8 protein-coding genes are annotated in these 13,981 nt (G+C 56.1%); 7 read left to right on the plus strand and 1 reads right to left on the minus strand.

Translation table 11 applies throughout. From position 1 onward, the window contains the following. Positions 1–96: 96 nt before the first annotated feature. The 7 genes from ftsZ to K1718_RS09940 all read left to right on the plus strand — a co-directional run bounded on the left by ftsZ (position 97) and on the right by K1718_RS09940 (position 13,309). On the plus strand, positions 97–1,875 hold the full coding sequence (ftsZ, locus tag K1718_RS09910; RefSeq protein ID WP_265684683.1) for a cell division protein FtsZ: 1,779 nt from the start codon (positions 97–99) through the stop codon (positions 1,873–1,875). A gap of 256 nt (positions 1,876–2,131) precedes the next feature. Next, a complete protein-coding gene (gene lpxC, locus K1718_RS09915; protein WP_265684222.1) occupies positions 2,132–3,076 on the plus strand; it encodes a UDP-3-O-acyl-N-acetylglucosamine deacetylase in 945 nt (314 codons plus the stop codon). 271 nt (positions 3,077–3,347) lie between these two features. After that, the gene (locus tag K1718_RS09920) at positions 3,348–4,160 is read left to right on the plus strand and encodes an outer membrane protein assembly factor BamD (RefSeq protein ID WP_152504215.1); all 813 of its coding nucleotides are present in this window, start codon (positions 3,348–3,350) and stop codon (positions 4,158–4,160) included. Between the two features lie 105 nt (positions 4,161–4,265). Then, positions 4,266–5,933 carry a DNA repair protein RecN gene (gene recN / locus K1718_RS09925; protein WP_152500774.1) on the plus strand — a complete coding sequence of 556 codons (1,668 nt, stop codon included), beginning with the start codon at positions 4,266–4,268 and terminating at the stop codon, positions 5,931–5,933. A gap of 10 nt (positions 5,934–5,943) precedes the next feature. Continuing rightward, positions 5,944–8,100, plus strand: a complete 2,157-nt coding sequence (gene ligA / locus K1718_RS09930) for an NAD-dependent DNA ligase LigA (RefSeq protein ID WP_265684227.1) — start codon at positions 5,944–5,946, stop codon at positions 8,098–8,100. Positions 8,101–8,476: 376 nt separating this feature from the next. Continuing rightward, positions 8,477–10,537, plus strand: coding sequence for a methyl-accepting chemotaxis protein (locus K1718_RS09935; RefSeq protein WP_152500776.1), 2,061 nt, complete (start codon positions 8,477–8,479; stop codon positions 10,535–10,537). A 333-nt stretch (positions 10,538–10,870) separates the two neighbouring features. Beyond that, the gene (locus K1718_RS09940) at positions 10,871–13,309 is read left to right on the plus strand and encodes an ATP-dependent helicase (protein WP_265684231.1); all 2,439 of its coding nucleotides are present in this window, start codon (positions 10,871–10,873) and stop codon (positions 13,307–13,309) included. A gap of 24 nt (positions 13,310–13,333) precedes the next feature. Here the strand turns inward: K1718_RS09940 and K1718_RS09945 are convergent, their stop codons facing one another. After that, a complete protein-coding gene (locus tag K1718_RS09945) occupies positions 13,334–13,900 on the minus strand; it encodes a tetratricopeptide repeat protein (RefSeq protein WP_265684233.1) in 567 nt (188 codons plus the stop codon). Between the last annotated feature and the right edge of the window lie 81 nt (positions 13,901–13,981).

Consider the following 13,981-nt stretch of genomic DNA (forward strand, 5'->3'; position numbering starts at 1 on the left):
GAGAACCAGGAAACGGAGCTGCCGAGCATGGCAGAGGAAATTAGGGAAGAAGAGGCTTCTCCCGTAGCGGGGGCGCCAGTGGGTCGCGAGGATAATATGACCATCAACCTGAAGATGCCCGACATTCAGGAGCTGAAGCCGCGAATTACGGTCTTCGGCGTCGGCGGCGCGGGCGGAAACGCCGTCAATAACATGATCACTGCAGGTCTCCAGGGGTGCGACTTTGTTTGCGCCAACACGGATGCCCAGGCGCTGGCCATGAACCAGTCCGACCGCCTCGTCCAGATGGGCGTGGCTGTTACGGAAGGTCTTGGTGCAGGCTCTCAGCCGGAAGTCGGCTCAGCAGCAGCCGAGGAAGTGATCGACGAAATCAACGATCATCTGTCTGGATCGCACATGGTGTTCATCACCGCCGGTATGGGCGGCGGCACCGGTACCGGCGCTGCGCCCGTTATTGCCCGCGCAGCGCGCGAGCAGGGCATCCTGACGGTCGGTGTTGTTACCAAGCCGTTCCAGTTCGAAGGCGCCCGACGCATGCGCATTGCCGACAGCGGCATTGATGAGCTGCAGCGCAATGTCGACACGCTGATCGTCATTCCAAACCAGAACCTGTTCCGGATCGCCAACGCACAGACGACCTTCGCGGACGCCTTTGCCATGGCCGACCAGGTCCTTTATTCCGGTGTTGCCTGCATCACCGATCTGATGGTGAAGGAAGGCTTGATCAACCTTGATTTTGCTGACGTCCGGTCCGTGATGCGCGGAATGGGCAAGGCGATGATGGGAACAGGCGAAGCCAGCGGCGAGAAGCGTGCACAACAGGCTGCCGAGGCTGCGATTGCGAACCCGCTTCTGGATGAATCATCCATGAAGGGTGCCAAGGGTCTGCTCATCTCGATCACGGGCGGCAATGACCTGACCCTGTTCGAGGTGGACGAAGCTGCGACCCGCATTCGCGAAGAAGTCGACTCGGACGCAAACATCATCCTCGGAGCGACATTCGATGAAACGCTGGATGGCATCATCCGCGTGTCTGTGGTTGCCACCGGGATTGATCGGGAGGAAGGCGCAGCCGCGGCTCCGTTTCCCGCATCAACAGCACAGGCTTTGAAGTCGGAAGCGCCTGCCCGGATTGCTGAAATCGCAACATCCAAGCCTGCTGCGGCTCCGGCTGCTGCCAAGCAAATCACTGAAGATGCCGCTGCAAAAGCGGTCGCAAATCTTGAAAAGGAACTTGCGATCCCTGAGCCGACACCGGTTTCTGTTGCCAGCGACCCGGCTGTCGAGATCAAGAAAGTGCAGCCGGTCGCTTCGGGCCTGGCACACAAGTCACCGATGATGGACATCGAAGACGAAACGCCAGCGCGCGTTGTTGAAGATGCTCCGGTCAGCAAGCCTTACATTCCGCCTGCAGCGGAAGAACACAGCCCTGCACCGCGCATGCCGCGCGTTGAAGATTTCCCGCCGATCGCTCAGCGTGAAATCCGGGCACAGAATACCGAAGCACCGGCACCGCAAACTGCGGCTCCGCAGCCAGCACCGGCCCAACCTGCCGCCCCCGCTGCTCAGTTCGATGACAGCGGAGAGGAAGACAGACGGCCAATGGGGCTGCTGCGCCGCCTTGCCAGCGGTCTTGGCCGCCGGGAAGATGAGGAAGACCAGGAACAGGAACTGAGCGCACCTCAGGCCACACGCCCGGCTCCGCAGATGCAGCCTGCTCCTCAGCCAGCTCCACGTGCGCCGCAGCAAAGGCCTGCAGCACAAGGGGCCGCAGGTCAGCTTGACGGCACCGGACGCGCTGCACCCAAGCCGGTTGCCGCCTCAGAAGACGAGCAGTTGGAAATCCCGGCGTTCCTGCGCCGTCAAGCCAACTGATTCGAAACGCGATCTCCTTCCCTGATCGCAACAGCCCGGAGCTCACGCTTCGGGCTGTTTCCGTAACGGAATTGATTTTCGCTTTTAGATCAGTGATTTGCAGGTCTGTGGATCGTTACAAAGCGTAATAAAGCTTTATTTCGTTCATAGCTGGTTCGCGACTATCTTGCCCCCAACTCGTGATCGTTAAAAGTTCGTAGACCCGAAAGGGTGATTTTGCGGCTGTCCAGATCACACACTGGAAGGGTAGGGGCATATGACCGCTTTTGTAGACCGACAGACGACACTTGCAGAACAAGTGACGTTGACCGGTATCGGTGTTCATTCAGGCAAGCCCGCGTCGATCACATTGATACCGGCCGAAGCCGGCGTCGGAATTGTTTTCACCCGTACAGATCAAGATGACAGCGTTGAGGTTCCAGCTCTCTGGGACAAGGTTTCCGCAACTGCCCTATGCACCGTTCTCGGCGATCCTTCCAAAGATGGGATCTCCACGGTTGAGCACATCATGGCCGCGCTTTTCGGCATGGGCGTCGACAATTTGATTGTTGAAATCGACGGCCCGGAAATGCCGATCATGGATGGCAGCAGTGCTGTCTTCGTGGAAGCCATCGAACATGTGGGCGTCAAGCGGCTGGATCGCGGTCGCCGTTACCTGAAGGTCAAGAAGGCCGTTCGGGTCGACACCGGCAGTGCCTGGTGTGAATTGCATCCCTATGAAGGCACGAAGTTCGACATCACCATCGACTTCGACACGCCTTTGATCGGGCGCCAGGAATTTTGTTCCGATATGACCCCGGATGTGTTCCGAGACGAACTGTCACGGGCCCGTACGTTCGGCAATGTCAAGGACGTCGAGCAGCTCTGGAAAATGGGTTTTGCGCTTGGCTCTTCACTGGAAAACTCCGTTGCAATCGCCGAAGACAAGGTTCTGAACCCGGAAGGTACACGCTGGCCCGACGAGTTCGCCCGTCACAAGGCGCTGGATGCGGTTGGTGACCTTGCTCTTGCGGGCTTGCCGATTCTCGGTCTGTACCGCTCCTATAAGGGCGGCCACAAGATGAACCACGCCATTCTGGTCAAATTGTTCGAGGATCCGGGCTCTTTCGAAATTGTGGAGTCACCGGCCTTCAGGCAGGTGGGGCAGGTTGACAATGGCGGATTGGCCGCAGCAGTTGCTTTCGGCCCGGACGTATCCTGACAGGAATGATATCAAGTTACGGGCCGCTTCATCGAAGCGGTCCTTTTTATTTGGCGGAAAAACTGATCAAATAAGGCACCTTGCCATAAAAAAGCTCAAAAAAACCGTCAGATGGCCGATGAAGGCGTGACGGGGACAGGTGATTTCCGCTAAACACTGCTGTCGACGCAGGAATATGGCCGGAAAGCTGATGGCCGGATGGGCGAATGAGCCCGGGAGTATGGGTGTGAACGGAATGGATACTGGTTTCGCTTGGAACGGGACCAAGCGAATGCAATTCTTTCTCAGAATGAGCATACTGGCCTTGCCGGTTGCTTTGGTCGCTTGCGGTGGCAAGGACGACCTTGACGAGCTTGCTCTGAACGACACTCCGCCGGAAGTTCTCTTCAACGAAGGCCTTGCACTTCGCTCTCAAGGAAAGCTTGGCGACTCAACAGAAAAATTTGAGGAGCTGGACAAGCTTTACCCCTATTCCGAATATTCCAAGAAATCGCTGGTGAACCTTGCGTTTCTGAATTATTCGCGCGGCAAGTACACGGAAACAGTTACCGCCGCAAAACGTTTCGTGACACTTTATCCAGGCGATCAGGATTCGGCCTACATGCTCTACCTGGCAGGTCAGAGCTATTTCCGGCAGATGCCCGACATCACGCGCGATCAGGCTGTGACCAGAAAGTCCGCCGCAGCCTTTAACGAACTGATCCAGCGCTATCCTGATTCAGAATATGTTCCGGATGCGGAAAAGAAGCTGCGGATTGTGAAAGACCAGCTCGGCGGCAAGGAAATGCAGGTTGGGCGCTATTATCTGAAAAAGCGCAACTACATTGCTGCCATCAACCGCTTTAAGACAGTCGTCGTGGAGTACCAGACGACCCGGCATGTTGAAGAAGCGCTGTTCCGGCTGACTGAGGCCTATTATGCGCTGGGTGTTGTCAGCGAGGCACAAACGGCCGCCGCTGTTCTGGGTCACAACTACCCGGATACGCAGTGGTACAAGGATGCGTTCTCGCTTCTCAACAAAGGTGGCTATGAGCCGTCTGAAGACAGCGGAAGCTGGATCAGCCGCGCATTCCGCTCGGTCTAGTCTGCATCCACGTAAATCACGTTGAAATGCCTTAACAAGGCTCTGGCAAGACGGCGCGGTCCTCCTATATGGTGGGCCGCGCCGAACTTTTAGGAGCAACCCTTCATGCTGGTCACGCTGTCTATCCGTGACATCGTTCTCATTGACCGTCTTGACCTTGATTTTACGGCCGGAATGTCTGTCCTCACAGGCGAGACCGGTGCCGGTAAGTCTATTTTGCTGGATTCGCTGTCACTTGCGCTCGGTGCGCGCGGTGATGCGGATCTTGTCCGTCATGGTGAAGACCAGGGTCAGGTGACGGCGGTCTTTGATGTTGCCGGCGCTCATCCGGTGCGTGAGTTCTTGCGAGCTAATGATGTCGATGACGACGGTGATGTGATCCTGAGGCGCATACAGACGGCGGATGGGCGAACCCGTGCCTTCGTCAACGATCAGCCGGTCAGCGCGGGACTTTTGAGACAGGCTGGAAGCTTACTCGTCGAGATACATGGCCAGCATGATGACCGGGCGCTTGTCGATCCCGATAGCCACCGTTCGCTGATCGACCTCTTTGGCGGTCTGACGGCTGATGCAGAAGGTGTTGCTGCGGCCTATTCCGCTTTTCGCTCAGCTGCCAGAGCTGTAAGCGAACATGAGCAACGTATCGAGGCTGCACGCAAAGAGGCAGACTATCTTCGATCGTCCGTTGATGAACTGTTGCAGCTGAAGCCGGAGCCGGGCGAAGAGCAGCAATTGGCAGAACGCCGTACGGACATGATGCAGGTGGAGAAGATCGCCGGTGATCTCAACGAAGCGTTCGAGACGCTGAACGGATCGGCGTCACCTATCCCGGAACTGGCAAGCCTGCTCAGGCGTCTTGAGCGGAAGGTGGACCAGTTGCCGAGGCTGCTGGGGCAGCCGGTTCGGTCGCTTTCAGAAGCACTGGATCAGCTTGAAGAAACGCGTGGCGGTCTTGAAAGCGCGTTGCGAGAAACGGAGTTCGACCCGCGCGAACTGGAAAGCGTGGAAGAGCGATTGTTTGCGCTGCGGGCCGCCTCCAGAAAATACTCGGTAACTGTCGAGGAGTTACCGGCTCTTTGCGACCGGATGGTCGCTGATCTTGCCGATCTTGATGCCGGTGAAGACAAGCTGGCAGCCCTTGTTGATGCATCCGCTAAAGCCCAATCAAGCTACGACAAGAAAGCAGCGTTCCTATCGCAAAAACGTCGAAAGTCGGCAGCAGCTCTTGAGAAGGCCGTTGAACGGGAGTTGCCGGATCTGAAGCTTGAACGTGCACGCTTTATCGTTGAGATGCAGAGCGAGCCTGAAACCCGGGGCAAAACAGGCATCGACCAGCTGGAATTTCATGTGCAGACCAATCCCGGTACCAAACCCGGACCGCTGATGAAAGTCGCCTCTGGCGGTGAATTGTCGAGGTTTCTCCTGGCTCTGAAAGTGTGCCTCGCGGACAAAGGCACTGCGCCCACGCTTGTTTTTGACGAGATCGACACCGGTGTCGGGGGGGCCGTTGCCGAAGCGATTGGGGTCCGCCTGGCGCGACTTGCCGGTACTGTTCAGGTACTAACGGTCACGCATGCGCCGCAGGTTGCTGCGCGCGCCGAAGGACATTTTCTGATCGCCAAAGAGGCTGCCAAGCCCAACAGGGTGGCGACCCGCGTGCAACGAATTGATGATGACCACCGGAGCGAAGAGATCGCTCGTATGTTGGCGGGCAGCGTCATTACCGAAGAAGCAAGGGCAGCGGCCCGCAAACTCCTGACAGCCGCGGAATAGAGAGACGCTCATGGCAGACACCGTTGAGACCTCCACGATAGATGTTGACGCGCTGACACCGGATCAGGCCGCGGTCGAGTTGAAGCGGCTTGCATCGGAAATTGCCGAGCATGACCGCAGATATCACCAGGAAGACGCTCCATCTATTTCCGATGCGGACTACGATGCCTTGCGCAGACGGAATTCAGCAATTGAGGAGCGGTTTCCCGCTCTGGCTGTTGAAGATGGCCCCTCTACACAAGTGGGGGCAGCACCCGCATCCGGGTTTGGCAAGATTACGCATCGTGTACCGATGCTGTCATTGGACAATGCCTTCAACGATGATGATGTGCGTGACTTCGTTGGCCGGGTCCGGCGGTTTTTGAAATTCGATCCACTTCAGGGTGTTCTTGGTGTGACGGCCGAACCGAAGATTGACGGCCTGTCCCTGTCGCTGCGTTTTGAAAACGGTGAACTGGTTTATGCAGCAACGCGCGGAGACGGAACCACCGGCGAGAATGTCACGGCCAATGCGCGAACCATAAAGGATATCCCCCAAACGCTTGCAGGTGAGGTGCCGGCAGTTGTTGAAATTCGGGGCGAAGTCTATATGGCGCACAAGGATTTTCAGGCCCTGAATGAGCGCATGGATGCCAATGGCGGCAAGGTCTTTGCCAATCCGCGCAACGCGGCCGCCGGTTCTCTACGCCAGTTGAAGTCCGAAATCACGGCTTCCAGACCCTTGCGTTTCTTTGCGTATGCGTGGGGTGAGATGAGTGCGATGCCCGCCGAAACACAGTTCGGGATGGTTGACCAGCTCAAGGACTGGGGCTTTCAAATCAACCCTTTGATGAAGCGCTGTGAAACCGTTGAGGAACTTCTTGGTGTCTACCATGGCATTGAAGAAAGCCGCGCGCAGCTCGACTATGATATCGATGGCGTCGTTTATAAGGTCGACCGGCTTGATTTGCAGGAACGGCTCGGGTTTGTGTCCCGGTCACCCAGATGGGCGATCGCACACAAGTTTCCTGCCGAACAGGCATTCACTGTTTTGAATGATATCGAAATTCAGGTTGGCAGAACCGGCGCTCTGACACCGGTTGCCAAGCTGGAACCCATCACCGTTGGGGGCGTTGTCGTCTCCAATGCGACCTTGCACAACGAAGATTACATCAAGGGCATAGGTCAGGACGGAGAACCCATCCGCGAGGGCAAGGACCTGCGGATCGGAGACACGGTCAAGATCCAGCGCGCGGGTGACGTTATTCCCCAGATCGTCGATATCGACCTCGACAAGCGCCCGGCTGACGCAGTTGCCTTTGAATTCCCAACCGTCTGCCCTTCCTGTGGCAGTCATGCGGTGCGGGAGAAGAATGAAAAGACAGGTCGGGTTGATGCGGTCCGCCGGTGCACTGGCGGGCTCATTTGTCCGGCTCAGGCAACGGAGAAGCTGAAACACTTTGTTTCACGCAATGCCTTCGACATTGAGGGCTTCGGCGACAAGCAGGTCGATGCCTTTTACCAGGACGGCCTGGTGATGACGCCGGCGGATATCTTCACATTGGAAGAACGGGACAAGCGGTCGCTGACCAAATTGCGCAACAGGGAGGGTTGGGGTGCCCTGTCGGCCAAGAACCTTTTCGAAGCGATCAATGCGCGCCGCGATATTGACCTGCATCGCTTCATCTTCGCACTTGGTATTCGGCACGTAGGGGAGGGGAACGGCAAATTGCTGGCCAGAGCCTACGGATCGTGGCAGGCGTTTTATGAAGCCATGCAGGCAGCTCATGATACTTCAGGCGAGGCCTTTGCCGACCTGAATGACATAGATGGAATCGGGCATATTGTTGCAGACGCGCTGGTCGAGTTTTTTGCAGAACAAAGAAACCGCGCCCAGCTTGATGCATTGCTGGAAGAGGTGAGGCCCAGAGAGGCTGAGAAGATCGATGCCACAGGATCGCCTGTAGCTGGAAAGACTGTCGTCTTTACCGGCTCGCTGGAGCGGATGACCCGGGAAGAAGCGAAAGCGATGGCGGAGCGATTTGGGGCCAAAGTATCGGGCTCGGTTTCGAAAAAGACCGATCTTGTGGTGGCTGGTCCTGGGGCTGGATCAAAGCTGAAGAAGGCGCAGGATCTGGATGTTGAAGTCATCTCCGAGGATGACTGGTTTGATCTTGTTGGCGCATAGGCGAAGGCGTTGATGATCGGTCAACTGATCGCAGAACACCCCGCGACGCATTGACACCAACTTGGGGCGGTACGCATTTTCCCGCCAAATAAGTTGCTGATCATCGGCGGTCTCACTGCGTGAAACTAGCGTGAAATTGCGCCCCGGGAATCCCCTCCGGCAAGTCACATCTGCGCGAAAGAATCTACATCTGACATTGTACGTATTGATACTAATGACAGGGGTAGGAAAACTCGATCTGCTACCTGAAATTGATACACTTGGCGAATGGCTTGTTTTGTGTCGGAAATTGCCAAGTTTGCAGCTAACGTTAAGTAACAAGTAACACGCTCCCTCCAATTCTAAGGAACGTAATTCTGTTCTGGAGGGGGATGCGATGATGAAGCGCATTAAGGTGCAAATCGGGCTCCTTGCAATTGTTCCGATGCTCGCCGTGATCGGTTTCGCGGCTTTGAGTGTTTATGAAAAGTCTGTCGAACTGTCTCATCATGAATTCATGAGGCCATTGACCCGGATTGCTGAAGATGCCGGCAATCTCGTTCACGAGCTTCAAAAAGAGCGGGGGATGAGCGTTGCGCTCATCAAGTCGGATTATGACCCGGCTGCTCGCGCTAAACTTGATGCACAGCGGCCGAATGTCGATGCGGCATTGAAGATGTTCGATGATCACCTTGCCGCAATTGATCTCAATGACGAGGCATTGCTTGCCGATCTTCAGCATGTTGCGGAGGAAGTGCACAAGACCGACGCGTTCCGGCAGGCTATTGACGCGAAAAAATTTACGGCTGGCGATGTGGTCAAGAACTACACGCACGAAGTTCATGAGTTGATCCATGTGGTGGGGATTACCACCGAATCCAGCCCGTCTCCTGAGATCACAACTGAGCTCCTTGCCTATCTGACACTGGTTGAAGCTATGGAGTCCGGTGGTCTGGAAAGGGCAACGGGTGCAGCTCTGCTGAACGAGTTCAATCTGACCGGCGAAGTCAATCTTCAGACCTACAAGTCAGTCGTCACGCATTATGGCGGCGAGAAGGCTTTCCTGAAGGAATTTCTCTCGATCGCCACAAAAGAGCAAAAGACACTCTGGGAAAACACGGTCAAGGGTGAACCAGTTGAAGAGACGTTGGTTTGGCGAAAGGCTATTCACGACTTGCCGGCAACCAAGGATGCGAAAGGCATTGAAGGCGCTGCCTGGTTTGCCAAGGCGACTGAACGTCTGAACCTCATCAAAACGGTCTCTGATGACTTCATCCATCGCGCCGAAGCAGCTGCCGATACTGACGCAGCCCGACTGAATTCCGAAATCTTCGTTCTGGCAACGATCGCCGTTGGTTTTGTTGCGGCTACACTGGCACTTGTTGTCTGGCAGGTTATGGCGATCACGCAGATGCTGAGCCGCCAGCGTGATGCCATCACCGAACTGGCCGAGGGCAATCTGGACGTGATTGTGTCCGACACAGATCGCCCTGATGAAATTGGCGATATTGCCAGAGCTTCGGAGGTTTTTCGCGACAAGCTTATACATCAGCAGCAACTCGAAGAAGCTGCCGAGGCTGATCGCATCAAACGCCGCGAGAGGCGGACTCAGCTCGAAAACGCCATCCGGCATTTCGAGACATCCGTGACAACCATCCAGGAACAGCTTTCCGGCGAGACCAGAGGTGTTCAGGACAGTGCCGGTGAAATGCTGACGATTGCTCTTCATGCCGACGAGAGCGCGCGCGCTGCAAACTCGGCAACGGAAGAGGCAACCACCAACGTTCAGACCGTTGCGTCTGCTGCGGCGGAACTGTCGGCGTCCATCGGCGAGATTTCCCGCCAGGCCGGAACGGCCATGCAGATCTCAGCGTCTGCTTCTGAAACGGCGGTTGCGGCCGATAAGGATATCTCCATCCTCGCGGAAACGGCCGACAAGATCGGCGAAGTCGTCGAGATCATCCGTGCCATTGCCGAGCAGACAAATCTGTTGGCTTTGAACGCGACAATTGAGGCGGCGCGTGCCGGTGAAGCCGGCAAGGGGTTTGCCGTTGTGGCAGCGGAAGTGAAAGAGCTTTCCACCCAGACGGCACGTGCGACCGATGAGATCGCCAGCCAGATTTCCGGCATTCAGGGATCGACCCAGAAATCGGTCGCCGCAATCCGTGACATCGTCGAGAAAATCGAAGAAGTGCGCGGTGTCACCGAGACGATTTCGGCTTCCGTTGACGAGCAGAATGCTGCAACGAGCGAAATCACGCAAAGCATCACCTTTGCTTCTGATGGCGCTTCAGCCGCGGCAAGCAACGTTGCCGGTGTCTCGGGTTCAATTGATCAGACACGCCAGAAATCGGAAACGCTGAGCCAGTCCGCTGAACAGCTGGGGCTGGTTGCCAATGACCTTTCCGACGCTGTCGGGGCGTTCCTGAACGAGGTTCGCGAAGACGAAGCGGCCTGATCTTCAGGAAACAGTCAATTTGAGCGGGGCGGTACTTTGGTGCCGCCCCGTTTTCTTTGTGGGATCATGGCAACCAAGACCTGGGCGGCACGACGAGCCTGATTGTGGGGTGCCTACGAAACTGCCCTTGGTTTGGAAACTCTCTCTCGAGATTTGCCTCTGACCATCAAGAGGCAGGAAGTTGCCCTTTGAGACCGCCAGCCCAACCAATTATTCGAGCTCGTTTACAGCTTTATCTTGTCCCCACGAAATCCTAATCTTCCGCCTCGCCACACTCGGTTTGTTGCTATATTGTTCTCAGCGAACATTTTGATGTAATCGGACCCAAAAATCATGGCAGACCCTGACGGGTATGACGATCCGTTTGATGATCCTTTTCAGCCGATCGGCACCAGGGCGGAGCCCGCAGCAGCACCTGCAAGGCCTGCTGGAGGGATCGCTGCCCGCGCCATGGCGGCGCGTCAAGCGCCCGACTACCTGACAGGTCTCAATCCGGAACAGCGGCTTGCTGTCGAAACAACGGAAGGCCCTGTGCTTGTACTGGCAGGTGCCGGAACAGGGAAAACGCGGGTACTGACCACGCGTATTGCCCATATTCTAGCAACGGGTCGCGCGCGTCCTTCCGAAATCCTGGCCGTCACGTTCACCAACAAGGCGGCGCGGGAAATGAAAGAGCGCATCGCGGGCTTTGTTGGCGGTAACGTCGAAGGCATGGCCTGGCTCGGGACGTTCCACTCGATCTGCGTCAAGATTCTGCGAAAACACGCCGAACTTGTCGGGCTTAAATCCAGCTTTTCCATTCTCGACACGGATGATCAGATCCGTTTGATCAAGCAGATCATTCAAGCCGAGGGACTGGATGACAAGCGTTGGACAGCCCGTGCGTTTGCAGGAATGCTCGATGGCTGGAAAAACCGTGCGCTTGGACCAGCCGACATTCCCGAAGGCGAGGCGCGCGCATTTGCCAATGGCAAGGGGCGCAAGCTTTACGAGGAGTATCAGGAGCGTTTATCGATCCTCAACGCCGCGGATTTTGGCGATTTGCTGCTGCATGTCATCACACTTTTCAAGACCCGGCCGGATGTTCTGAAGGACTATCAGCACCGGTTTCGCTATATGCTGGTCGATGAGTATCAGGACACGAACATTGCACAGTATCTCTGGCTGCGACTGCTGGCGCAGGGCAACCCGAATGTGTGCTGCGTAGGCGACGATGACCAGTCGATTTATGGCTGGCGCGGGGCGGAAGTTGATAACATTTTGCGCTTTGAACATGATTTCAAGGGCGCCGAGGTTGTCCGTCTTGAGCGGAACTACCGGTCCACCAGTCATATTCTGGCCGCGGCTTCCCATCTCATTTCCTTCAACGAAGGGCGGCTCGGCAAAACGCTTTTCACTGATTTCAACGAGCCGGATCATGATCTGGTTTCAGTCGCTTCCGTTTGGGACTCAGAAGAAGAAGCCCGCACCATCGGCGACGAAATTGAGGCGCTGCAGTCCAAAGAGCATGTTCTCAATCAAATGGCGGTGCTCGTCCGTGCTTCCTTCCAGATGCGCGAGTTTGAAGATCGTTTTGTAACCCTGGGATTGAACTATCGGGTGATTGGTGGTCCCAGGTTTTACGAACGCATGGAAATTCGCGATGCCATGGCCTATTTCCGGTGCGTCGCGCAGCCGGCAGATGACCTGGCATTTGAACGCATCGTCAATACGCCGAAGCGTGGACTGGGTGACGCCACACTCAAACTCGTTCATGGCCTTGCCCGTGCCGAACGCATTCCTCTGATGCAGGCCGCAGCGCAATTGATCGACACCGAAGAGCTGAAGCCGAAGCCTCGCAATGCACTCAAAAATGTGCTCGACAATTTCGAGCGCTGGCGGAACCAGCTTGAACAGGTCAAACACACTGAACTTGCCGAAATCATTCTGGACGAGAGCGGTTACACGGAAATGTGGCGTCAGGACCGGTCGGCCGAGGCGCCTGGAAGGCTCGACAACCTGAAAGAACTCGTTCGCTCCATGGACGAGTTTGAATCTCTCAGCGGCTTTCTGGAGCATATCTCGCTGGTGATGGATCGGGACAGTGCGGATGCAAGCGACGCCGTTTCCATCATGACACTGCATTCGGCCAAGGGGCTCGAGTTCGACACTGTGTTCTTGCCGGGATGGGAAGAAGGTCTCTTTCCCCACCAGCGTGCCCTCGATGAGAGTGGCCGGGCAGGGCTGGAGGAGGAGCGCAGGCTTGCCTATGTCGGCATTACCCGCGCCAAGAAACGGGCAAAGATCTACTTTGCCTCCAATCGCCGGATTCATGGATTGTGGCAATCCACGGTGCCTTCCAGGTTCCTGGACGAATTGCCAGCGGATCACGTCGAGATTGCCGAACCGTCTTCAAATTATGGCGGGTATGCAGGTGGCGGTTATGGGCCATCGCGTTTTGACAACAATGACCCTTTCGAACGCGGCAGTTATTCGACGCCCGGCTGGCAGCGGGCACAGCGCGCCAAGCAAAACTCGGACGGTTTTTCAGAAGGTGGTGGACGCGGTTACAAATCCGCCCGCATGAAGCGGCAGGGACCTTTGACCATAGAAGGAGAGCTTGTTGCAAAATCCGTCAGCGAAACACCGTCGGAATTCTCCCTCGGTGAGAGGGTTTTCCATATCAAGTTCGGTTATGGCGCGATCAAATCGATCGAAGGAAACAAGCTGACCATCGATTTTGAGAAGGCCGGTGTGAAGAAGGTCATCGACAGTTTCGTGGAACGGCATTGAGGGCTGCCCGATCTCGGCATTTTGCTAAAGATCCGTGCCCTTCGGTTTGATCAGCAGGTTTCTCTCATTCAGATATGGATGAATCTCGACAGCTTCTCCCAGTAGCTTTTGACCGAGCTTTGCGCGTCCCATGCTGAGGAAGATCATCGCTTTGCCTGAGAGGGCCCCAAAGTGCCTGGGTTCGAGCTCCAGCACACGGTCAATGTCTTCAAGGCTTTCGTCGTAGTTGCCTTGCAAAAACAACACGAAGGCGCGCTGGTTCCAACCTTCCGAATAGTCCGGTGCTTCTTTCACCACTTCATCAAGGATGTCTTTTGCACCTTGAAAGTCATAGATGCCGCGCCGGCTCATGGCCTCATCAATGCGTTCTCGTATGGCTGGATTCGGGGCAGCGTTCAGCCAGGATTCCCAGATCTGGTTCTCGATCTTCTTGGCTTCCACTTCATTGGGAGCATTCTTGAGAGCGCGGAACAATGTGTCCTGCTCTGTTGTCGCATTGGCGGCCTGCGGTGGAACAGTCAGAAGCATTATAGCCGTGGCAATGGCGGCCATAACCCAATACGGAGAGTGGTTTCTCGCAAGTGTGGACATGGATCCTCCCGTTTCTCTCTTCTTTAGAGATGGGGCGGAACAGGGATTTGCCCAGACTTTTGCTGAGGCTCCACTGGAATG

The organism is Roseibium porphyridii (genome assembly GCF_026191725.2).
GTDB classification, from domain to species: Bacteria; Pseudomonadota; Alphaproteobacteria; order Rhizobiales; family Stappiaceae; genus Roseibium; species Roseibium porphyridii.